Annotated in this window: 18 protein-coding genes and 1 tRNA gene; 9 read left to right on the top strand and 10 right to left on the bottom strand. The window is 48.2% G+C overall.

Going from position 1 to position 23,463, the window contains the following annotated elements; translation table 11 throughout:
• Nucleotides 1–66: 66 nt before the first annotated feature.
• From WBJ53_RS20080 to WBJ53_RS20070, 3 genes are all read left to right on the top strand, one after another.
• On the top strand, nucleotides 67–1,410 hold the full coding sequence (locus WBJ53_RS20080; RefSeq protein WP_338869421.1) for a TolC family protein: 1,344 nt from the start codon (nucleotides 67–69) through the stop codon (nucleotides 1,408–1,410).
• A gap of 96 nt (nucleotides 1,411–1,506) precedes the next feature.
• Complete coding sequence (locus tag WBJ53_RS20075; RefSeq protein ID WP_338869419.1) at nucleotides 1,507–2,619, top strand: efflux RND transporter periplasmic adaptor subunit; 1,113 nt, start codon at nucleotides 1,507–1,509, stop codon at nucleotides 2,617–2,619.
• Nucleotides 2,620–2,700: 81 nt separating this feature from the next.
• A complete protein-coding gene (locus WBJ53_RS20070) occupies nucleotides 2,701–5,940 on the top strand; it encodes an efflux RND transporter permease subunit (protein WP_338869417.1) in 3,240 nt (1,079 codons plus the stop codon).
• A 58-nt stretch (nucleotides 5,941–5,998) separates the two neighbouring features.
• Here the strand turns inward: WBJ53_RS20070 and WBJ53_RS20065 are convergent, their stop codons facing one another.
• On the bottom strand, nucleotides 5,999–7,099 hold the full coding sequence (locus WBJ53_RS20065; RefSeq protein ID WP_338869415.1) for a hypothetical protein: 1,101 nt from the start codon (nucleotides 7,097–7,099) through the stop codon (nucleotides 5,999–6,001).
• A gap of 248 nt (nucleotides 7,100–7,347) precedes the next feature.
• Between WBJ53_RS20065 and WBJ53_RS20060 the strand changes: the two genes are divergently transcribed.
• Nucleotides 7,348–8,385: a spore photoproduct lyase family protein gene (locus WBJ53_RS20060; RefSeq protein ID WP_338869413.1), complete on the top strand. Its 1,038-nt coding sequence runs from the start codon at nucleotides 7,348–7,350 to the stop codon at nucleotides 8,383–8,385.
• 33 nt (nucleotides 8,386–8,418) lie between these two features.
• On the opposite strand, the gene WBJ53_RS20055 is transcribed toward WBJ53_RS20060, so the two are convergent.
• Together WBJ53_RS20055 and WBJ53_RS20050 are read right to left on the bottom strand one after the other, a co-directional pair.
• Nucleotides 8,419–8,616, bottom strand: coding sequence for a hypothetical protein (locus WBJ53_RS20055; RefSeq protein WP_338869411.1), 198 nt, complete (start codon nucleotides 8,614–8,616; stop codon nucleotides 8,419–8,421).
• 34 nt (nucleotides 8,617–8,650) lie between these two features.
• Nucleotides 8,651–9,085, bottom strand: a complete 435-nt coding sequence (locus tag WBJ53_RS20050; RefSeq protein ID WP_338869409.1) for a DoxX family protein — start codon at nucleotides 9,083–9,085, stop codon at nucleotides 8,651–8,653.
• A 262-nt stretch (nucleotides 9,086–9,347) separates the two neighbouring features.
• Here WBJ53_RS20050 and WBJ53_RS20045 point away from each other — a divergent pair, with 262 nt between their 5' ends.
• Together WBJ53_RS20045 and WBJ53_RS20040 are read left to right on the top strand one after the other, a co-directional pair.
• Entirely contained in the window at nucleotides 9,348–10,058 is a 711-nt protein-coding gene (locus tag WBJ53_RS20045; protein ID WP_338869407.1) for a DUF2461 domain-containing protein, read from the top strand.
• Between the two features lie 14 nt (nucleotides 10,059–10,072).
• A complete protein-coding gene (locus WBJ53_RS20040; protein ID WP_338869405.1) occupies nucleotides 10,073–10,516 on the top strand; it encodes a RidA family protein in 444 nt (147 codons plus the stop codon).
• A 96-nt stretch (nucleotides 10,517–10,612) separates the two neighbouring features.
• On the opposite strand, the gene WBJ53_RS20035 is transcribed toward WBJ53_RS20040, so the two are convergent.
• The 7 genes from WBJ53_RS20035 to folP form a co-directional block, all read right to left on the bottom strand.
• Nucleotides 10,613–12,103 (bottom strand): glutamate synthase subunit beta, encoded by a 1,491-nt coding sequence (locus WBJ53_RS20035; RefSeq protein ID WP_338869403.1) that lies wholly within the window; start codon nucleotides 12,101–12,103, stop codon nucleotides 10,613–10,615.
• A gap of 12 nt (nucleotides 12,104–12,115) precedes the next feature.
• Entirely contained in the window at nucleotides 12,116–16,729 is a 4,614-nt protein-coding gene (gltB, locus tag WBJ53_RS20030; RefSeq protein ID WP_338869401.1) for a glutamate synthase large subunit, read from the bottom strand.
• 425 nt (nucleotides 16,730–17,154) lie between these two features.
• Complete coding sequence (locus WBJ53_RS20025) at nucleotides 17,155–17,535, bottom strand: SxtJ family membrane protein (RefSeq protein WP_338869399.1); 381 nt, start codon at nucleotides 17,533–17,535, stop codon at nucleotides 17,155–17,157.
• Nucleotides 17,536–17,594: 59 nt separating this feature from the next.
• Nucleotides 17,595–17,744, bottom strand: coding sequence for a DUF5989 family protein (locus WBJ53_RS20020; RefSeq protein WP_338869397.1), 150 nt, complete (start codon nucleotides 17,742–17,744; stop codon nucleotides 17,595–17,597).
• Nucleotides 17,745–17,835: 91 nt separating this feature from the next.
• On the bottom strand, nucleotides 17,836–19,698 hold the full coding sequence (locus tag WBJ53_RS20015; protein ID WP_338869395.1) for a carbamoyltransferase: 1,863 nt from the start codon (nucleotides 19,696–19,698) through the stop codon (nucleotides 17,836–17,838).
• Between the two features lie 273 nt (nucleotides 19,699–19,971).
• Nucleotides 19,972–20,044 (bottom strand) — tRNA-Lys (locus WBJ53_RS20010).
• 75 nt (nucleotides 20,045–20,119) lie between these two features.
• Nucleotides 20,120–20,962: a dihydropteroate synthase gene (gene folP / locus WBJ53_RS20005; RefSeq protein WP_338869393.1), complete on the bottom strand. Its 843-nt coding sequence runs from the start codon at nucleotides 20,960–20,962 to the stop codon at nucleotides 20,120–20,122.
• Nucleotides 20,963–21,055: 93 nt separating this feature from the next.
• Here folP and WBJ53_RS20000 point away from each other — a divergent pair, with 93 nt between their 5' ends.
• The 3 genes from WBJ53_RS20000 (at nucleotide 21,056) to WBJ53_RS19990 (ending at nucleotide 23,385) form a co-directional block, all read left to right on the top strand.
• On the top strand, nucleotides 21,056–21,610 hold the full coding sequence (locus WBJ53_RS20000; RefSeq protein ID WP_338869391.1) for a DUF1599 domain-containing protein: 555 nt from the start codon (nucleotides 21,056–21,058) through the stop codon (nucleotides 21,608–21,610).
• 37 nt (nucleotides 21,611–21,647) lie between these two features.
• Complete coding sequence (locus WBJ53_RS19995; RefSeq protein ID WP_338869389.1) at nucleotides 21,648–22,790, top strand: BT_3928 family protein; 1,143 nt, start codon at nucleotides 21,648–21,650, stop codon at nucleotides 22,788–22,790.
• A gap of 88 nt (nucleotides 22,791–22,878) precedes the next feature.
• Nucleotides 22,879–23,385: a shikimate kinase gene (locus WBJ53_RS19990; RefSeq protein ID WP_338869387.1), complete on the top strand. Its 507-nt coding sequence runs from the start codon at nucleotides 22,879–22,881 to the stop codon at nucleotides 23,383–23,385.
• Nucleotides 23,386–23,463: the final 78 nt, after the last annotated feature.

Raw genomic sequence — 23,463 nt, 5'->3', positions numbered from 1 at the left:
TACAGTTGTAGATAGTACACGCCGTTGACTATTTATTGGAGCGGTTGTGGTGCCCTTCGCGAGGTTATGAAAAAAGGTTTTATTGGCTTTCTCTTTTTGGTAGGGGCCTGGCTCCCTGGTGGAGCTTTTGCCCAGAAAAACACCGACTCTCTGGCAAAACAAGCGTATCTGGACGATTGTATACGGTATGCACTCAGTCATCAACCCCTTATTCGTCAGTCACTTATTGATCAGGAAGTGGCTGAACGTACGGTTCAGAGTTCGCTGGCTGCCTGGTATCCGCAGATTGCTGCCGGGTATAATTTAGTACACAATCTGAAACTACCCGTTACACTTATCCCGAATGCTTCTGGCGAACGTATTCCGACAACACTGGGCGCAAAAAACACGTCTACGGTTTCGTTTTCACTGAATCAGAGTGTGTTTAACCGGGATTTGTTGCTGGCCAGCCAGACGGCCGACGCCTATCGATTACAGGCGGCTCAGACCACAACGAACAACAAAATTAACGTGGTGGTGAATGTCAGCAAGGCATTTTATGATCTGATTCTGACCCAGCGCCAGGTCGATATTCTGAGTGAGGATATCGCACGGCTGCAACGCAGTTTGCAGGATGCTACCAATCAATACCAGAGCGGCATTGTTGATCGAACTGATCCGCAGCGGGCTAAAATTGCGCTGAACAATTCAGTGGCCCAGCGGAAGCAGTACCGCGATCTGATTGGATCGAAATACCAGACGCTGAAACAGTTGATGGGCTATCCGCCCAATGCGCAGCTTACAGTTGCCTACGATACATTGCAGCTAACCAGTGAAGTAGCGCTTGACACGCTGCAACTCGTAAATCCACAGAATCGGATCGAGTATCAGCTTTTGCAGACGCAGGGGCGGTTGCTCAATGCCAGTGTGCGTTATAACCGATGGGCCTATCTGCCAACCGTATCGGCATATGGAACCTATAACCTGCTCTATCAGAACAATGCATTCTCGCAGCTTTATGCACAGACGTTTCCTAACTCTGCTATTGGTTTGGCCGTGGCCTTACCCATTTTTCAAGGGGGCCGACGAATTCAGCAATTGAAAATTTCAGAGTTGCAGGTACAGCGTCTGGACTGGGACCTGGCGGCTTTGACCAGTGCCGTCGATGCTGAGTATGCACAGGCCCTGGCAACGTATAAAGGCAATCTGGCTAACTACAGGGCTCTGCTCGAAAACCAGCAACTGGCCGAAGATGTATATCGGGTCATCAATCTGCAATATCGGTCGGGCATAAAAACCTATCTGGATGTAACCATTGCCGAGGCTGACCTTCGTACGGCCCGGCTGAATGTGTTTAACGCTTTATATCAGGTCCTGATCAGTAAACTGGACGTTCAGCAGTCGCTGGGTGCCATTCGGTTTGCTGAATAATTGGCCGTTCCGACAACGCAGTAAAATCCCCCAAAACTAACAACCACTTTGTCTCTGATGGAGATGTTTCGTAATCAGTCTCAGGTCGCTACTTCTATGAAATTTTATCCGTATATACTTTGTCTGGCTGCGGGCGTTGTGCTGGCTTCCTGCGGAGGCAACAAGAATGCACAACAGCAGGGGCCACCTCCGCCAACGGCTGTTTCGGTCGTGAAAGTGACCCGTGGCAGCGCCACGTATTATGACGAATTCCCTGCAACTGTAACGGCGTTGCGAGAGGTTGAAATACAGCCGCAGGTAGCTGGCAATATAACCGGAATCTTCTTTCAGGATGGCCAGCGGGTGCGGAAAGGTCAGAAACTGTATACCATCGATCCGCAACAGTATCGGGCTAGTTATGACCAGGCCGTGGCCAATCTGAACGTACAGAAAGCCAATCTGAACCGGGCGCAGAAAGATGCCGACCGCTACAACACACTGGCCCAGCAGGATGCTGTAGCCAAACAATTGGTCGACAATGCCAATGCTACCCTGGAAGCCGCAAAAATGCAGGTAGCCGCTGCCGAAGCCAGCATTCAGCAGGTAGCTACGAATCTGAAATATACGACCATTTATGCGCCAATGGATGGCACCATCGGTATTTCGCAGGTGCGTTTGGGCGCTGCTGTGGCTCCGGGTTCTACACCACTCAATACCATATCGTCCGACGATCCGATTGCGGCTGATATTCAGGTTGACGAATCGGAAATTTCGCGGTTTATACAGCTTCAGGGCGACAAATCGGCGGTTCGCGATTCGACATTTATTCTGATGCTGCCCAGTGGCGGGAAGTATCCATATCCGGGTTCGGTTCAGATTATCGACCGGGCCGTTGACCCCCAAACCGGAACACTGCGGGTAAGGATTGCCTTTCCAAATCCTCAAAAGCAGCTTAAAGCGGGGCTGGCCGCCAATGTTCGGGTAAAAAATAGTACGGGTAAACCTGAGCTACTAATTCCCTATAAAGCGGTAACCGAACAGATGAGCGAGTATTTTGTTTGGGCCGTTGGCGATAGCAGCAAGGCAACGCAGAGAAAAGTGACACTTGGGCCCCGAATCAACGAGAAGGTAGTGGTTCGAAATGGGCTCGACGAAGGCGAAACAATCGTTACCGAAGGCACGCAGAAAGTTCGTGAAGGCGCGAAGGTGAAAGTTAGTGATAAATTATGAATGATGAAGTATGAATGAACAAAACCAGCATAAGCTAGACATTCATACTTCATCATTCGTCATTCATAATTCGAAAAAGACGTGTTTGCAGAAACATTCATCAAACGACCAGTAACGGCAATTGTTATCTCTATTGTAATTGTTGCCCTGGGGATACTCGCTCTGCTGAGTTTGCCGGTTAGCCAATATCCCGATATTACACCCCCTGTTGTGCAGGTAACAGGTACCTACACGGGTGCCGATGCGCAGACCGTAGAACAAACGGTGGCCACGCCAATTGAAACCCAGGTGAACGGCACACCGGGGATGAGCTATGTACAAACCAACGCAACCAACGACGGGCGAATGACGATGAACGTGACATTCAACATTGGCACCGATGTAAATATTGCCGCACTCGATGTACAGAACCGGGTTGGAATTGCGCAACCTCAATTACCTGAGGAAGTTACCCGATTAGGGGTCGTCGTTCGAAAACGAAATCCGTCGCTGTTTATGCTGGTGGCCATGTTCTCGCCCAATGGCACCCATAATGTTTCGTTTCTGGATAACTACACCAATATTTATATCCGCGATGCCTTACTGCGGGTGCCGGGTGTGGGCGATATTTTCAGCCGGGCCGATGATTTTAGTATGCGGATCTGGCTCAAACCCGACCGATTGGCGCAGTTGGGTTTAACGCCCGACGATGTAGTTGCCGCTTTGCAGGAGCAGAACCTTCAGGTTGCTGGTGGTTCGGTAGGCGCACCGCCACAACCTGGTTCGCAGGCGTTTGAGTATACGGTATTTACGAATAGTCGGCTCAGCAAGGAAAACGAGTTCAACAACATCATTGTCCGTAGCGACCCGTCGCGTGGAGCGCTGGTTTATCTGAAAGATGTGGCGCGAGTACAGTTGGGTAAATTCTCGTATGCGAGCAACTCGTTCGTTGATGGTAAACGAGCTTCCTATCTGCTTGTTTATCAGCTTCCGGGTAGTAATGCAATTGAGACGGCAAAGGGGGTTTATGCCGCCATGGAAACTCTCAAAAAGACATTTCCGAAGGATGTTGAATATGTGGTTCCGTTTGAGTCGGTATCCGTAATTCAGGTGTCTATTTCTGAGGTAGTCGAAACGTTGCTCGAAGCACTTGGCCTTGTCGTGTTGGTAGTGTTTTTATTCCTGCAAAGCTGGCGGGCTACGCTCATTACCTTGCTGGCAATCCCGGTTTCGATCATTGGAACGTTTGCGCTGTTTGTGCCACTTGGTTTTACGGTAAATACCCTAACCCTGTTTGCGTTTGTATTGGCCATTGGTATTGTGGTCGATGATGCCATTGTGGTGGTAGAAGCGGTACAGGTGAATATCGATAAGGGAATGTCGCCGAAAGATGCCACCCGCGAAGCCATGCGCGAAATTTCGGCACCGGTAATTGCTATTGCCCTGATTCTGGCAGCCGTGTTCGTTCCTGTAGGGTTTATACCGGGTATTGTGGGCCGTTTGTACCAGCAGTTTGCCATAACCATTGCCGTATCAGTACTGATTTCGGCATTCGTAGCCTTGTCACTGACCCCCGCTTTGTGTACGATGCTGCTACGGCCAATGCACATCGACGAAAAAGCAACTGGCCTGAACAAGTTCTTCTATAAGTTTAATAACTGGTTCGAACGTGTTACAAACAGGTATTCAAATGCCGTAAAGCGCCTGATTAAAGCAACACCTTTGGTAATTGTTGGATTGATTGTATTGTATGTAGGAACAGCCTTAATGTTTAGGGCTAAACCAACCGGTTTTATTCCAACCGAAGACGAAGGTCGGCTGATTGTTACCTACGAGATTCCGGAAGCAGCTTCCACAACGCGGAGTCTGGAGGTATTGAATAAAGTCATGAGCATTCTGAAACAGCAACCTTATGTAGCGCATTTTGCTGCATTGGGTGGATTGAATGCCGTTACATTCGCATCTAAATCGAACAGTGGTACGGTGTTTATGCAGTTAAAACCCTGGGAAGATCGGAAAGCACGGAATATGCAGGCCGATTCGCTGGTTGGTAAGCTCCAGCGGGCTTTGGCGGGATTGAACGACGCACGTCCGCAGGTGTTGCAGCCACCGGCCATTCCGGGCCTTGGGCAGTCGTCAGGCTTTACATTTGAAATTCAGCAGCGCGAAAGCAACGACGACGTTCGGGCATTCGATAATGTGGTTCAGAACTTCCTGGCCGAACTGAACAAACGCCCTGAGATTGGTCGGGCTTTTACCTACTTCACCGCGAAAACGCCAGCTTATCGGGTCAATGTAGATCGGGAAAAATGTAAAAAGCTGGGCATATCGGTCAGCAATGTTTACCGGACTATGCAAACGCTACTGGGTAGTCAGTATGTCAACGACTTCATCATTTATGGGCGGAAATTCCGGGTAGTGGCGCAGGCCGATACCATGTATCGCGACGATATTTCGAAGCTGGGACAATATTATGTCCGTAATCAGGCTGGTCAGTTGGTACCAATCAGTGCCGTAATGACCACCAGCGTAATCGAAAATGCACCACTGATTTCGCACTTCAACCTATTCCGTTCGGTGGAGTTGAACGGTGCTGCCAAAGAGGGCTACAGCAGTAGTCAGGTAAATGATGTGTTGCGCGATGTGGCGGCCAAAGTACTTCCGGCGGGTTATTCGTACGATTTTGGTGGGTTGAGCCGGGAAGAAATCAATGCTGGCAATAGCTCCGTCTATATTTTTATGCTATCAGTTGGGTTCGTATTCCTGTTTCTGGCCGCTTTATACGAAAGCTGGTCGGTGCCATTTTCGGTTCTGTTATCGGTGCCTATTGGCGCATTCGGTGCCATTCTGGCTCTGATGTTATTTCCGTATCTGAGCAATAACGTATATGCCCAAATTGGTCTGATTACGCTTATTGGTCTGGCTGCCAAAAACGCTATTCTGATCGTCGAATTTGCCAAGGAGCGTGTCGACCGGGGCGAAGAACTGATTGCATCGACTATCGAAGCCGTTCGGTTGCGGTTACGTCCTATTCTGATGACCTCGCTCGCCTTTATTCTGGGCGTATTTCCGCTGGCTATAGCCAGTGGGGCGGGTGGTGTGGCCAGGGCTACCATTGGCCGAACGGTGTTGGGCGGTATGCTGGCTGCCACGTCGCTGGCTATTTTTGTTGTACCGGTGCTCTATGTAGGCATTACCCGCATTGCCTATGGCAAGAAAGGTCTTGAAAAACTGAGAAAGAACGCCGAGAAAAACAAACAGTCGGAACCATCAGCCGAACATGCTCCGCAACCTCTACCTGCCAATGGAAACGGACAAGACGGCAAGCATCACGAAGCGTAATTGGTTAGTGGTCATTAGTCATTGGTAACTATCTAATAGCCAATGACTAATGACCAATCTACGGAGTGAGCGTTAACCCGCTCTGATCGGCAATAATTCCCTGGAGGCCCCAGCCTCCAAAGTTTTCGGAAATGGCGAGCCAGAGTTCATTCTTACCTTTCTTTAAGTTGAGGTATATGGCATCGAAGTAGCCAATAGTGCCCAGAAACCGGTAATCCCGCGACATAAATTCATCGTGCCCCGCATAGAGTAGTCGGTCGTTGCAATAAACCTTAGCCCGGTCGCTAAAGCCGAACTGGAATCTTTTTACCTGATCCTGATCAGACTGTATAATCAGTTTGGCAAACACCGTATTACTGGTTTCGCTCAGCTTACTGATCGACGATACATTGACAACTCCTGTTGGCTCGGCTGCTAGTGTTTGCCAGGTCATTTGACTAACCAGGCCAGACGGCAGAGAAACTGCATTTTCGAGCTTCTTTTCATCGAACGTATTCGAAATCTGCCAATGCATTATTGTGCCGGGTCTAGGCGATCCTTCTGGTTTAAATGGCCCCTGCAAGGTCGGATTATCGGTTTTTGTGTATTGAAAATTGGCGAATCGGGTAGGGGCAGACGCTTCATTTTCCAGACTGATACGTCCGGCTTTTACACCGCGTTTTAACCGCTGGATTACCAGCGCAGGTTTAGCCGGGTTACCAACATATACTTCCGCCTGTGTGCCCCGAACGGCCAGCTTAATGTGAACCCATTCGTTAAGTGGGTAGGTTAGTGCCGTCGAATAGCCATCGCCATAATAGAGTTGCCAGGCAGACTGGGCGTTGAAAACTGGCGTGTATTGGATTGCGTCGGGATTACCTAACTGATGAGGCCGTAGATAGATGTGCTCATAGTTTTCTTTGTCCTGTAATCTGAAACCAACTCCTGGAAAATAACGATTCTTCGACAGGGTCATATCGAACTCAATAACACCATCCACAAACGTGTTGTCTTTCAAATAGAGGAACCCGTCTGTTAGCAGGATGCCGGCTTTGCTCTGATAGGTTTCGGGCGATACCTTACCAGCCATTTCCCAGTGTAGAGAGTCAAAGGGAGCCGTAGTTTGAGCAAGGCAGAAAGGGCTGGCCAGACTGAAAAGAGTAAGTAGTTTAGCGATCATGATTGTAGAAAAATGACTGTACGTTTACAAAGAAGTGATGTAAAACTGTGAACGATTTCATACAGAACCGATTCAAAGTTGTTCAACTTGGATTCAACTTCGTGCAAATCGGGGAAATATACCCAAAAGCATTAAGGTTGGGTTGTTTTTTAGTTTTTTTACTCTGTAAATCAGTGTGTTATGTAGTGATGCTGACGAACTATATGGCTTGTGCAACTGTTACTTAATAGCCATCTCAACGTACTTTTATGCCCGATTTCAATCCGACTACAATCCTCTATACGGCCGATGCGCTCAATGATTTGGGAAAGGCTGTGGTAGCCAGATTTCCGGAGGCTGAAACACTACAGGTCAAACAGCATAACCGCCTGCCCGAACTCGGTTTGAACCATTTCAAAGTGAAGTCGGATGTGTTGGTGTTGGGCAAGCTCAAAACGCAGGACATTAAATGGAGTGGTCGAAGTTCTGATTTTATAGCACCGAGCTTAGCCAACGGCTGCTTTGGTGCCTGTGCGTACTGCTATGTCGACCGCCACAAGAAAGTAAATCCGATCACGCTGTTTACAAACGTCGGCGAAATAATGACCACGGTCGATCAGCACATAATGAGCCAGGTTTGGCCCAAAGCTGCTAATCAGACCGATTCGGTTTTTTATACCTACGATATTGGCTGTAATTCCGACATCGCGGTCGATTATGATCTGTCGGATGGCGTGAAACAGGTGCTGACGTTTTTTCGGGATCACCCACGCGCCAAAGCGACCTTTGCTACCAAGTTTGTGAACCGGGCTATGCTTGATTTCGATCCGCAGCGAAAAGTCCGCGTCCGGTTCAGCCTAATGCCCGCTCAGGTCAGCAAATTAGTTGATGTTCGAACCGATAGCATCGAGAAGCGAATTGCGGCCATTAACGACTTTTATGAGGCTGGCTACGAAGTTCATGTGAATTTTTCGCCTGTTATTGTTTATGGCGGAAAAGAGTGGCGAAACGACTATCGTGAGTTATTTCGGCAACTTAATGCGGCTCTGCGGCCTGAAGTGAAGGCTCAGCTTAAATGTGAAGTGATTTTTCTGACGCATAACCAATGGCAGCACCAGGCCAACCTGGCTATTAATCCGAAGGCCGAAGAATTATTATGGGTGCCCGAAATTCAGGAAAATAAGGTGAGCCAATACGGAGGTTGGAATATTCGCTACGATCATCAGCTAAAGAGTAAAATGATTGCCGTATTCGAGCGAATCATGCGGGACGAAATTCCGTGGTGCGAGATTCGGTATATTTTCTGACGTGCACCGGCGGGCTGCCGGTGCACGTCAGATTCAGTTACTATGCCCCCCTTTATTTCCCTGGTTGGGGTGACCAGCGCTGTGGTTGCCTTTAGAATGTTTGGCGCTTTTGTGCGAAACCGAACTCCGTCCGTTTCCTTTTTCGCCGTGGTTTGTACCATTGTTCTGATTACCAGTTATGCGTTGATCCTGGTACTCTTTTTCGACTTTTTCAAGAGTTTTGTCTGCCATAACGTTGCTTGTTGAGTGTTAGCAAACTAACCCATCAACGAGCATTTTGTTTCATATACTCGTCCATTGAAAAGCGTCCAGACCCTAATACCAGAAAGGCTAACAGCAAGGCCAGCACAACCAGCGACAGCCAGAGTTCGGAGTTTAAGGGCGAAAAACCCTGACGAATATTAACGAAGAAAACTGCGCCAACCAGAATGGGAAGTTGCAGAATGATCATCAAACGGGTCAGGCAGCCAATAGCAATCAGAAAACCACCCATTAGGTGCGCAAAGGCAACGTAGTGGACAATCATAACCGACCACAGGTCGAAATGAGTACCGCCTACCAGTTGAGAAAGATACGTTGTGTCACTAATAAAACTGATTCCTTTCAGAAACAGAATAATCCCCAGCATAATCCGAAGTGCATCGGTCCAGGCGGGGTGATGTGTGTCGCCCCAGTGCTCGATGCGGTGTAACATATTCATAGCTGTAAGTGGTTTAGTGAAATTCAACCGAATTTACGGTGAGAGTAAATGAAATGCAAGCTGATATCCAGATAGTTGTAATAAAGTTTAATTAAATTTTACATTTTTTTATTGAAAATATACAGAATTTTCTGTGTGCCCTGCGAAGGAAGTTAAAGAGTCGATACAGGCGGATTAATAGCGCAGGCAATTGTATAAATTAACCGAAAAACAGGCATTGGAAAACTGAAAGAATTTCGCAATTGTCTATCTTTGGTTAGTTATGACAACAAAACCGACATCCAAAGCTGTCTTTACAGCGCAGACCTTTGATTTTCTGCGCGATCTGGTTCAGAACAACAATCGTGAATGGTTTCAGGCAAACCGCAGCCGGTACGATGGTGCTAAAAATGAGCTGTGTGGTGTGGTCGAACGCGTGTTGGCGGGGCTAAGTCCTTTTGAACCACTGGCAAACACAGCCGTAAAAGATTGCATCTTTCGGATTAACCGCGACATCCGGTTTTCTAAAGACAAGGCGCCGTATAAATCTAACCTGGCATTCGCTATTGGGCCAGGTGGGCGCCATTCGGGCCGAATTGATTATTATGTTCAGATTCAGCCCGGCAATCAGTCGTTTCTGGGGGCTGGTATGTGGCAGCCGACACCGACCAATCTGGCAAAATTTCGTCAGGAAGTAGATTATAATGTGGAGGAGTTAAAAAACATCATCGAAGCCGACGAGTTTAGGGCGTATTTTCCTGAAATTCATGGCGAAACGTTGAAGGTAATGCCGAAAGGGTACCCTGCCGATCATCCAGAAATTGATTTGCTCCGCCGGAAAGAACTTTTCTTTGTGCATCGGTATACAGATAAGGATGTATTGAAGCCAAACTTTGCCGATGAACTAGTACGTGGGTGTCGAATCATAAAACCCTACTGCGATTTTCTGAATTACCTGTTCTTTGACGAAAAAGAAGAATCTGTTACGTTATAACCAGCTAGTCTGTTATGAAACATTGTTTAACCATGCTCATGAGCGTATTTGCCTTTACGGGGGCACTAGCTCAAACTTCTCAAAAGCAACCAACGGGCTATCTCTACAAGGTCGAAACGGCTGGCCCTGGTCGGGAGGTGTATGTTAGTAATCAGCGTCCGCTAAATGATAACGGAGATATTGTAGGAGCAGACTTAACTACCCAAACACAGCAGGTATTTGAAAATCTGAAAACGGCTCTCGGAACCGTTGGCCTTACGTTACGTAATGTGAAGCAGGTAACGTACCACATTAAAGGCCAGACGAGTGAGGTTAATTCGGCAATGGCTCAGCAGCTCAATGGTGTTAGTGCTACGTATTTTACACAGGGTGCTCCTGGCATTGCTTCAATCAAGAGCATCCCCAAAATCGTAAATGACAATATTCTGGTGGAGATTGAGGTTATCGCCGAGAAATAAACATCGCCATTGCCCTGTGCTCAGGGTATTAAAAGTTGTAATACCCAAAAAGGAGACCAATTGGTCTCCTTTTTGGGTATATGATCTAATTAGATTCTAAACTTCGGCCAGTACTGAAACCGCTTTACCTTCCAGCACACTTTCGCCCATCAGGTAACTATCTGCTGCACGGGCAGCCTCGCGACCTTCCGAGATGGCCCAAACTACCAGCGACTGTCCCCGGCGCATATCCCCGGCAGCAAATACGTTGGGGTTAGCTGTTGTTTGGTAGTTAACGGCTTTCACATTGCCCCGTTCGTCATACTCAACACCAAGGTCATCGAGTAAGCCATTATGCTGAGGGTGCAGGAAGCCAGCGGCAAGCAGTGCCAGTTCGCAAGGCATATCGCGCTCGGAGTTGGGCACTTCAACCATTTGCATCCGGCCATTCTCGTTTTTCCATTCCAGATCAACAATTCGCAGCGCTTTCAGATTACCGTTGTCGTCGCCAATAAAAGCTTTGGTATTGATTGACCAATACCGCTCACAACCCTCTTCATGCGAAGTGCTGGTCCGGAGCATCATCGGCCAGTTTGGCCAGGGTGTACTGGCGGCCCGATCTTTGGGTGGCATTGGCATTAGCTCAATTTGAGTAACGCTGGCAGCTCCATGACGATTTGAGGTGCCAACACAGTCAGAACCAGTATCGCCACCACCAATAACGATCACATTTTTGTCGGTAGCCCAAAGCTCGCCATCGCCATACGGCACACCACGATGGTCGACCTGAACGGGTTTGTTAGCAATACGCTTGTTCTGCTGGCTCAGAAACTCCATCGCCGGATAAACGCCTTTTAGGTCACGACCCGGAATGGGCAGATCGCGCGGAACGGTTGAACCGCCCGTGAGCATTACCAGATCGAACTGGTCCAATAAATCTTTAGCCGTAATATCTACGCCAACATTTACACTGGTTCTGAACGTAATTCCTTCGGCTTCCATAACGGCCAGCCGACGATCGATAGTCCATTTTTCCAGCTTGAAATCAGGGATACCGTATCGAAGTAATCCGCCAATCTGGTCGGCGCGTTCAAATACGGTCACAACATGCCCTGCTTTATTTAACTGAGCGGCTGCTGCCAAACCCGCTGGTCCCGAACCCACAACGGCTACGCGTTTTCCGGTCCGTACCTTCGGTGGTTTTGGAATAACATGGCCACGCTCAAAAGCGGCTTCGGCTATCGATTTCTCAATAAACTCAATAGCAACTGGAGGTTTGTTAATTCCCAATACGCAGGATGCTTCGCAGGGGGCCGGGCAAATACGTCCGGTAAACTCCGGGAAGTTGTTTGTTGAGCTTAAGATTTCATAGGCATATGCCCAGTTTTGCTCATATACCGCGTCGTTGAACTCAGGAATAATATTTCCCAGCGGACAGCCACTGTGGCAAAATGGAGTGCCGCAGTCCATACACCGCGCGGCCTGCCGTTGCGAGTCCTGCTCCGAAAACGGCATTTCTATTTCTTTATAATCGTGAATTCGTTCCTGCGGGTCGCGCTTTTTAGGCAACTCACGCGCAAATTCTAAAAATCCGGTAGGCTTTCCCATATTACTTTGCAATTACCCCTGCGTCACATCCACTACAATGTTCTGATAAACAACGCTCTTGTCCCGAATCTGCTCGGCCAGCGAGATACCCCGATCGGCCAGTGCCTGACGGAAGTCACTTGGCATTACCTTCACAAACCGACCAATCTGCACATCCCAGTCCTGAATCAATGCCAGCGCTACGTTGCTGGTTGTGTATTGGAAATGCTTCTCGACATACTCCCGAATGATCGATTCGTCTTCGTTGGTGAGCCCATCCAGCGTAACCATTTCCCTGTTTACCTTCGAGGCAAAGGTGCCGTCCTGATCATACACGTAGGCTACCCCTCCCGACATACCAGCCGCGAAGTTGCGACCCGTTTTGCCCAGAATGATGGCCAGGCCACCCGTCATGTATTCCAGGCCATGATCGCCTATGCCCTCAACAACCACTTTCGCACCCGAGTTACGTACGCAGAAACGTTCGCCTGCCATACCGCGGATGAACGCTTCGCCCGAAGTAGCACCATAGAACGATACGTTACCAACAATGCTGTTTTCTTCTGGCTGGAACTGAGCCGTACGATCGGGATAAACGATCAGTTGGGCTCCGCAAAGCCCTTTTCCGAAATAGTCGTTGGCATCACCTTCCAGTTCGAGTTTAATGCCACTGGTAGCAAATGCACCGAAACTTTGGCCCGCAGTGCCCCGTAGCTTGATATGAATCGTACTTTCGGGTAATCCTGAGCCGCCATAGACTTTCGAAATTTCGTTCGAGAGCATGGTACCAATGCTGCGGTCGATATTCTGAACCGTAAACTCTGCGTAAACCGCTTCGGCCGATTCGAGTGCTGGTCTGGAAACCTCGATCAACTTCCGGTCGAGCACATCGTTCAGGTAGTGATTCTGTTCTTCCTGTTTATAAAGGGCTACATCCAGATTAGTTGGCTCTTTGTAGAGGAGGGCGTCCAGATTGATATTCTTGTATTTCCAGTGCGGCAGATTGTTCCGCAGTTTGAGCATCTGCGACTGACCAATCATCTCATTAACCGTCCGGAAACCAAGTTCGGCCATGATTTCGCGCAGCTCCATTGCCAGGAACGTGAACATATTCACCACATGCTCAGGCTTACCGGTAAACAGCGCACGCAGTTCTTTATTCTGAGTGGCAACACCAACCGGGCAGGTATTCAGATGACATTTACGCATCATAATACAGCCGGTAGCCACCAGAGCCGCCGTTGCCACGCCAAATTCTTCGGCACCGAGCAGGGCCGCAATGGCCAGATCCCGGCCCGTGCGCATCTGGCCATCAGTCTGTACCGTAACCCGACCCCGTAGTTTGTTACGAACCAGTGTCTGATGGGCTTCGGCCAGGCCTAGCTCCCAGGGCAGACCCGCATGGCGGATCGATGAAAGGGGAGAGGCACCTGTACCGCCATCATGACCCGAAATCAGGATATGATCGGCATGGGCTTTAGCTACTCCGGCTGCAATGGTACCAACCCCTGCTTCTGATACCAGCTTGACACTGATGCGAGCCTGACGGTTGGCATTCTTGAGGTCCGAGATTAGCTGAGCCAAATCCTCAATCGAATAAATGTCGTGGTGAGGTGGGGGCGAAATCAATCCTACACCTGGTGTAGAGTGGCGCGTGCGGCCAATCCAATCATCGACTTTATGGCCTGGCAACTGACCGCCTTCACCGGGTTTTGCACCCTGCGCCATTTTAATTTGTAGCTCCTGCGCATTGGTCAGGTAGTAGCTTGTTACACCAAAACGGCCCGAAGCAACCTGTTTGATGGCCGAGTTCATGCTGTCGCCATTAGCCAGGGGCTTGTAGCGCAACTCGTCTTCGCCACCTTCGCCAGAGTTGCTCTTGCCGCCAATGCGGTTCATGGCAATCGCCAGCGTTGTATGGGCTTCCCACGAGATCGACCCGAACGACATGGCACCCGTAGCAAATCGTTTGAAAATGCTTTCAATCGGTTCTACTTCTTCCAATGGAATCGGATTGCCTTTTTTGAACTCCATCAGGCCACGCAGCGTAATGGCTTTCTGCGTCTGATCGTTGATCAGTTTCGAGTATTTTTTGAAGATCGAATAATCGTTCTTCTGAGTCGACTGCTGAAGAAGGTGAATCGTGTCGGGATTGAAAATGTGTTTTTCTCCCCGCTGCTTCCACTGATAAATACCACCCACTTCAAGGCGTGAGATCGACGCTGGTGTATCGGGGAAGGCAATGCTATGGCGAACAAGAATTTCTTTCGCAATTTCATTGAGCCCCATACCGCCAATGCGCGACACTGTGCCAGTGAAATAGCGACTTACTACATCCTGATTCAACCCCAGACACTCGAAAATCATAGCACCCTGATACGATTGCAGGGTCGAAATTCCCATTTTCGAGAAGATCTTCAGCAATTCGCCATTGACGGCCTTTACGTAGTTCTTATAAAGTTTGTCGAGGTCATAATCAACCTGCAACATGCCTTTTTCTTTCATATTGGCAATCGTCTCGAATGCCATATAGGGGTTCACCCCTGATGCGCCATAGCCAATGAGCGTAGCTACGTGATGGGTTTCCCAAACATCGCCCGCTTCGACCACAATGCCTACTTTTCCGCGTAGCCCCTGACGAATCAGGTGGTGGTGAACTGCGGCTGTCGAAAGCAGTGATGGAATAGGAGCGTGGCTCGAATCGATGGCCCGGTCAGACAGAACCAGAATCGAGTAACCGTCTTCAATGGCATCTTCGGCATAACGACAGATGCGATCAAGGGCGCGTTCGAGCGATTTGCCATCGCCATCGGCTGTAAAGAGGCAGTTGATGGTTTTTGCCTGAAAGTTTGGCTTGTCGATAAACCGCAGTTTATCGAATTCCTGCGTTGTCAGAACCGGTTGTTCCAGTTCTACCTGGCGGCAATGTTTGGGCGATTCGCTCAGGAGGTTATAGGTAGCGCCCACAAACGAAATGAGCGACATGATCGACCGTTCCCGAATTGAGTCGATAGGTGGGTTGGTTACCTGGGCAAACAGTTGTTTGAAATAGTGGCTCAGGTGCTGGCTTTGTTCAGACAGGATTGCCAGTGGTATATCAATACCCATTGAGCCAAGAGCCTCTTTACCCGTTTCGACCATAGGCGCCAGAATCATCCGCAAGTCTTCGGACGTGAAGCCGAATGCCTGTTGCATCCGAAGCAATTTGGCCGGTTCGTACTTGTGATAAGCCCGAACCGGTGCTTCCAGATCCGAAATTCTAAGCTTATTGGCATCCAGCCATTCCTGATAAGGCTGGCGCGAGGATATGTCTGCTTTGATTTCTTCGTCGGCAACAATACGGCCCTGCTCCATATCGACCAGGAACATTTTGCCAGGTTGCAAACGGCCTTTTGAAACGACTTTAGCTGGGTCGATATCAAGAACGCCAACTTCCGATGCCATAATGACAACATCGTCGTTGGTTACCCAGAATCGTGAGGGACGTAGTCCATTCCGGTCGAGGGTAGCGCCCACAATACGGCCATCAGTAAATGAAATCGAGGCAGGGCCATCCCAGGGTTCAATCAGGGCAGCGTGGAATTCATAAAAAGCCTTCCGAACCGGGTCCATATGATCATTGCCATCCCAGGCTTCGGGAATAAGCATCATCATAACATGCGGCAACGACCGGCCGCTCATAACGAGCAATTCGATGGCATTGTCGAGGTTGGCCGAATCTGATTGTTTGGGGTCGCAGATAGGCAATAGCATGTCCATCTCCTCTTTCGTAAACTTCGACGATTCCAGCAAACCTTCGGCCGCTTTCATCCAGTTAACGTTACCCCGAACAGTATTGATCTCACCATTATGCGCAATATAGCGGAATGGCTGTGCCAGTTTCCAGGATGGGAAGGTATTGGTTGAAAAGCGAGAGTGAACAACGCCCAGTGCCGAAACCACTTCGTCCTGCTGAAGATCCGGGAAGTAGGGTTCTAACTGGAGTGTCGTTAACTGACCTTTATACGTAATGGTACGACACGACAGCGACGAAAAATAAAAATGATCGACGCCAGCTACCGTTTCGTTGATGATACGTGTACTGTAGTTACGGAGAATGTAAAGTTTACGCTCAAAATCGTCGGCGTTGGTGATTTCGGAAGGACGCTTGATAAACACCTGTTCCATTTGTGGTTCGGCCGAGCGCGAACCATTACCCAGATCGCTGTTGTTGACCGGTACTACCCGATAACAGAGCAATTCCAGCCCAAGCGTTTTCATCTTCCGGTTCAGAATAGCCCGGCATTCTTCCCGAAGCCAGACATCTTTCGGAAAATAGACCATGCCCACGCCATATTCGAGAGCAGGGGGTAGGTGAACGCCTAACTTACGAGTCTCGTCGAGAAAGAACTCGTGAGGAATCTGAATCAGCAGACCTGCGCCGTCGCCAGAGTTTGCTTCTGCTCCTACTGCACCACGGTGCTCCATCCGGCGGAGCATTTGAAGAGCGTCGGAAACAATCTGGTGGGATTTTCGGCCCTTAATATGGGCTACAAAGCCAATCCCACAGTTGTCGTGTTCAAATTCGGGACGGTAAAGTCCCTGATTGGATGGATTTTGTCCGGATTGTTCCGGGCATTCCGTGATTTGGTCAACCTGATCAGACATGGTCGTAACAGCGTTGGGTTATGTTGCCGTTTTTAAGGCTCTGATTATCAGAGTTACAAAAAACAGCAACTTATATTGGGAAATTCTTAATTAAAGAACGTACTGGCTGGAAAATTAATAGAAGTTGACAGCCAGGGGACGGGCGTTTGCGACAAAGTCACGCAATATACTACCAAAAAAATTTGGTAAAAACCGCTTTTGTCGGAATTTAATAGTAACTGGGCGTAATTGTGAAATTGATTATACTTCTTCTTGGAAAGTGAATATGATATTCTGCAAACAGAACCGGATTCTACCCGATCTTTTACTCGATAAGCAGCATAGGAATAAATTGAAATGACAAAACAGGGCTTGTTTAGTTACATAGTGGACGGGCTGGTAGGCTACAGGCTGGCTCAAAAATGATTCTTATTTTTTGTGAGGCCTTACCAGATGTTTTCCATGTCTTTAGCCGAATAGGTCTGATTCCGTTCGGAAAATAGGGAGTTTGCCCGGCGTCCGTTTCGTAAGGCTAAGGGGTTTCGGTTGGCCAGCCGATATAATAGAGCAACGGGGAGTAGAAATAGAAAAAAAACGATCGATAACAGGATACGGGAGTTAATGTAGCCTAAACCTTCGGCTAGCTTAAACCAGCCAAAACTAATCCAGCGGGCCAGTGTGGGCAACAATAGGGTCAACGCGCCAACGCCGAGTGCTATAAAGAGAAGGCTCTCTTTTTTGCCAAAGATAAAGTAGAGTGCAAGAAACCCCGTTGAAATGGCCAGATTGGCCTTATACATATCCAGGTCCGAAATACGCTTTTGCATACGATAGGGAGTAGTAGAGAGTGGGCCGGTTCAGATGCATCTGAACCGGCCTGAAACTATTAAAACAGCGTGTAAATAAAAGGAGCAATTGCCGAACCTCCACCTATAACCAGGATGATACCTAACAGCAGCAGTACAATGATCATGGGGGCAAGCCACCACTTTTGGCGTTCCTTCAAAAAGAGGAACAGGTCTTTAATGAAGTCCATATTATGAGTAAGAGTTTACAACGTTGTAATAAAGGTAAAGATAAAATTAAAATAGTTATATTTGATGACTGTCTTCGATTAGCGCAGTTCATTAGTCCAGCACGAATTCTTCTTTCCAGTTATCTTTTTCCTGCCAGGTGGGCTGTTCTTTTTTTGAAAACAGGTAGTTTCCTACTACCAGGTAGTCCATTTCGGTTCGCATGAAACACCGGTAGGCGTCTTCGGGAGTACAGACAATTGGTTCGCCACGCACGTTGAAACTGGTATTTACGATTACGCCATAGCCCGTTAGTTTTTTGAAGGACTGAATCAAGTCGTAATATCTGGGATTGGTTTCGCGATGAACCGTTTGAATGCGGGCTGAAAAATCTATGTGTGTTATGGAGGGCAGGTCAGAACGGAGGAAGTAGAGTTTATCCCGCAAGGGCAACTGGTGATAATAGGCAGGTAACGATTTTTGTCGACTGGAAGCAACTGGATGAACGAGGAGCATATAAGGCGAAATGCCCCGGTAGTCGAAATATTGATGACAATCTTCGGCCAGAACGGAAGGCGCAAATGGCCGGAACGACTCGCGGTATTTGATTTTAAGGTTTAACTTTTTCTGCATTTCCGGGTTGCGGGGGTCGCCCAGAATACTTCGCCCGCCCAGTGCCCGTGGCCCAAATTCCATACGTCCCTGCACCCAGCCAACCACATTGCCTTCTGCCAGGAGTTTGGCTGTTTCTGTACTTAAGGCAGCACTATCCGGAAAATAGCGATAAACACCTTTATACCGGCGGGCTACCAGCTCAACATCGTTGTCGGAGAAGTCGGGCCCAAGATAAGAACCTGTCATTTCGTCCTGAAGGCCGCTTAGTTTGCGTTCCTGTCCAAAATAAATATAATAGGCGGCCAGGGCTGCGCCCAAAGCTCCTCCGGCGTCGCCAGCGGCTGGCTGGATAAAAATATCTTCGAATACACCCGATTCCTGGAGTTTTCCGTTAGCTACACAGTTAAGCGCCACACCACCGGCCAGACACAGGTATTTTGCCCCAGTGAGTCGTTTGGCTTCCTGCGCCATTCTGATGACAATGTCTTCGGTGATGCGCTGAATGGCCAAGCCCAGATTGCAATGATGTTCCTGAAGTTCGTCTTCGGGCCGACGGGCCGGAAAGCCAAATAGTCCTGCCCACTTCGATTCGTGAACCATGCGCAGGCCCGTTGCATAAGTAAAATAGTCCTGATTAAGCCATACTGACCCATCGTCCTTTATCGAAACCAGTTCGGTTTTAATAATGTCGATGTAACGGGCTACATCGGGCGAATCGGGGTTGCCGTATGGCGCTAATCCCATCAGTTTATACTCGCCAGAATTTACTTTAAAGCCCAGGAAATAGGTAAAAGCTGAATAGAGTAGGCCAAGCGAATGCGGAAAGCGTAACTCTTTCAGAATGGAAAGATTCTTTCCGGTGCCTTTACAGATCGATGCGGTAGCCCATTCGCCAACCCCGTCGATCGTTAAAATGGCTGCTTCCTCAAAGGGGGATGGGTAGAAAGCACTGGCAGCATGGGACAGATGATGTTCAGGAAAAAGCAGCTTGACGGCTTTGGCTTCAGGTCCATAAAGTTTTTCAAGCTCTTCCCGAAGAAGTCGCTTTAAAAACATCTTTTCTTTGATCCAGACCGGAATCGCTGTAATAAACGAGCGTAGGCCCTGCGGAGCAAAAGCATAGTAGGTTTCGAGCAATCTCTCGAATTTCAGCAGTGGTTTGTCGTAGAAAACAACTGCATCAAGATCGTTTAATTGAAGACCATTGTAACGCAGGCAATATTGAACTGCCTGCGCTGGAAAAGCTGGATCGTGTTTGCGTCGGGTAAAGCGTTCTTCCTGCGCAGCGGCAGTAATCTGGCCGTCAATAATCAGAGCGGCTGCTGAATCATGGTAGAAGGCCGAAATACCAAGAATTGTCATGGTTCTGGCTAGGGAGTAAATTTATTTTTGTGCAAATAAATAAAAATATATTTCTATGGAAATCTACCGTTGGCACTATACGCAGAGAAAAATCTGTTTGGTAGTTGCCATAAAAGAATAAATTGAAATGCCGATGAGAATTGTAAGGTAACGCTGGTTAAGATGGAGGCTACTTTGATCCGATAATTGGAGAATCAAAGCGTGAAAATTCTAAACACTATCAATCAGAGGGCAACAAAAAAGCCGCTCAATTGAGCGGCTTTGGCATTTTTGTGATTCGGCTGGGATTCGAACCCAGGACCCATACATTAAAAGTGTATTGCTCTACCAGCTGAGCTACCGAATCATTTCCCGTTGATCAAACAGGTCGTTGTCGTTTGGGAATGCAAAAGTAGAAGTTTGATTTTCTAAACGCAAGTATTTATTCAGAAAAATTTAAACGTTTGGTTAGCTCAACGGCTTCAACAGCTTCCCGAACATCATGAACACGCAGAATAGAGGCCCCTTTTAGCAAGGCTACTGTGTTCAGAACGGTGGTGCCATTTAAGGCCTGATCGGCACTGATGTTCAGCGTTTTCCAGACGGTTGTTTTGCGAGAGAGACCAACCAGAACCGGCTCTTCAAAGAAGCTGAACTGATGGAGCTGACTGAGCAGTTGAAAATTTTGCGATGGCGTTTTGGCAAAGCCAAATCCAGGGTCAATTAGTACGTCTTTTTGGCCAAGAGCCCGTAATTCGGTTAACCGAACGCCTAATTCATCAATTACATCGAGGGTAAGATTTTTGTAGGAAGTCATCGATTGCATGGTTTGTGGAGTACCGCGCATGTGCATCAGTATGTAGGGAACACCGAGCCGGGCCACTGTTTCGAACATAGTGGTGTCGAGTGTTCCGCCCGCTACATCGTTGACGATGGCCGCTCCTGACTCAATAGCCTGCCGGGCTACCGAAGCTCTGAATGTATCGACAGATAGAATAGCATCAGGAAAAGCCGCCAGAATAGCTTCAATGGCCGGTAAAATTCGTCCGGCTTCTTCAGAGGGGCTAATTTCGGCCGCACCAGGGCGGGTAGAATAACCGCCAATATCGAGAAAAGTGGCTCCTTCGGCTAGCATTTTTGCGGCTACATCAACCGTTTTTTCGATAGAAACGCGACTATCGGCAAAAAAAGAATCGGGTGTTACGTTCAGGATTCCCATAACGGCGGGATTTTCCAACGAAACAATTCGGCCCCGGCAGTTCAGTGATTTTTTCGTAATTTTCAATGTTAATTGAGTTTTCAGCTTTTAGTTTGCAGCTTTCAGTGAAGATGCAACGGCAAATTGTACACTGAAAACAGTAAACAGAAAACTTTTTTCATGTCTCAAACAGAAACCGAATATCGGCAGGTCATTCAACGCTGCAAAGATTTATTTCTGAAAAAAAATCAGGACTACGGCACCGCCTGGCGAATTTTACGTCTTCCCAGTATTACGGATCAGATTTTTATTAAAGCGCAGCGGATTCGCACGCTTCAGGAAAAAGGCGTTAGTCGGGTGGGCGAAGGAATTGAGCCCGAATTTGTCGGAATCATTAATTACTGCGTAATGGCGCTAATTCAGATGCATCTGCAAAACGATTCGCGTACCGACATTCCTACCGACGAACTCGAAAAGTTGTATGACGAGCAAATTGGCCAGGTTATTGATCTGCTGTTTGCCAAAAACCACGATTACGGCGAAGCCTGGCGCGATATGCGCGTGAGTTCGATGACCGACATCATTCTGATGAAACTGTTACGAACCAAGCAGATTGAAGACAATCAGGGAAATACACTCGTTTCGGAAGGTGTTGAGGCCAATTATATGGATATGATCAACTACGCCGTTTTTTGTTTAATAAAATTGAACAGCGCGGCTGGAGTTCCGCGATGAGGCTATAAAACGGCGGGCGATTGCCCGCGTTATCTGCATGAACACAGCAACTTCTCAACCTAACATTAAAACCGGAACACCGCCCATGTTGATTGCCGCCCGGATTGCTCGCTTTCTGGTTGGTGTGGTTTTTATTTTTTCGGGCTTAATCAAGCTCAACGATCCGGTTGGAACACAAATCAAATTTGAAGAATATTTTGAGGTCTTTGCGCAGGATGTGCCGTTTCTGCACGAGTTCTTTATGGGGCTAGTGCCGTTTACGCTCGTAATGTCGGTGCTGTTCTGTGCAGCCGAAATCGTGTTAGGGGTAGCGCTGTTGGTAGCTTATAAACCGAAGGTAACTACCTGGCTGCTGTTTTTCCTGATCGTTTTCTTTACGTTTCTGACCTTCTATTCGGCCTATTTCAACCGCGTAACTGATTGCGGCTGTTTTGGCGATGCCATTAAGCTCAAACCCTGGACATCGTTTGGAAAGGACGTCGTACTAACGGTGCTGATTCTGTTCATTATTGGGCACCGCAATCGCATTAAACCGCGTAAGACCGGTTGGGTTGTTATGCTGACCATTATCCTGACGTTGGGGCTGGGTATTTACGCCGTTTCGTTTCTGCCTCCGCTCGACTTACTGCCCTACGCGATTGGCAAGAATATTCCGGCCGAGATGAAACCGTCGGAGCCGTTACGCTATGAGTACGTCATGGAAAAAGAGGGGAAAACTCAGACATTTGAGCAATATCCGACTGACCCGAGCTATAAATTCAAGGAAATGGTGCTGGTCAATGAAAACGCCAAGCCCAAAATCACCGACTACCGCGTCTGGAACGACGAAGGCGATTTTACGCAGGAGACCTTTCAGGGCAATAAGCTATTTATTATTGTCAAAAACATTAAAGACATTGACGTGGGTAGCCTGCCTGCCATTCGGGCATTGGTCGAAGGCTTAGCGGGATCGACCGTAAAAACCTACATTCTAACCTCGACCAGCGACGACGAAATTAAAGCCTTCCGCAAGGAGTTTCAGCTTGAAAATGTGCCATACTATAAGGCCGACGCTACAGTGCTGAAAACCATTATGCGCTCGAACCCTGGAACCTGGCTGCTGAGCAATGGCATTGTTCGGGGTAAATGGCATTACAACTCCACGCCCGACGCGGAGGAGGTTATTGAGAAAGTAAAATGAGCGAAAGAGTGAAAGAGTGCAAGAGCGAAGGGAGCTAGATCCCTTATTTTCACTCTTTCACTCTTTCGCTCTTTCACTCTTTCAAACAATGAAAAACATTTTCCTGATCGGAATGCCCTCTTCGGGTAAGACTACGCTGGGAAAGCGGATAGCCGAAACGCTCCATTACCGTTTTGTTGATACCGATAAGCTGATTGTTCGTGACGAGTCGCGGTCGATTCCCGACATTTTTACTGAATCGGGTGAAGACTATTTTCGGGAGCTCGAACGGCGTGTTCTCCGAACGATTCGTCCCGGCGATAGTACCGTTGTGTCGACGGGGGGCGGAATGCCCTGCTTTCATAACAACATGGACTACATCAATGCATCGGGCATTTCGGTATTTCTGGATGTTCCGGTAGAAGTATTGGTCCGGCGGATACTGGCGCACGGAGCCGACGACCGACCGCTCAACAACCCAACCGATCCTGATTTACTGAATACCCTTCAGCAGCGCTACATCAATCGATTGCCTTTTTATAGTCAGGCACATATTACGATTACCGGCGAAACTACCGAAGATCAGGTGTTGAGGAAACTGGGCGAATGGCTATAAACAGTCATTGGTCAATTCTTATTGGCATGCTCTCACTACCAATAAGAATTGACCAATGATTGCAAATGAATGGCTTTT

The organism is Spirosoma sp. SC4-14 (genome assembly GCF_037201965.1).
Lineage (GTDB): Bacteria > Bacteroidota > Bacteroidia > Cytophagales > Spirosomataceae > Spirosoma.
This window is presented reverse-complemented; position numbering and strand designations above follow the sequence as displayed.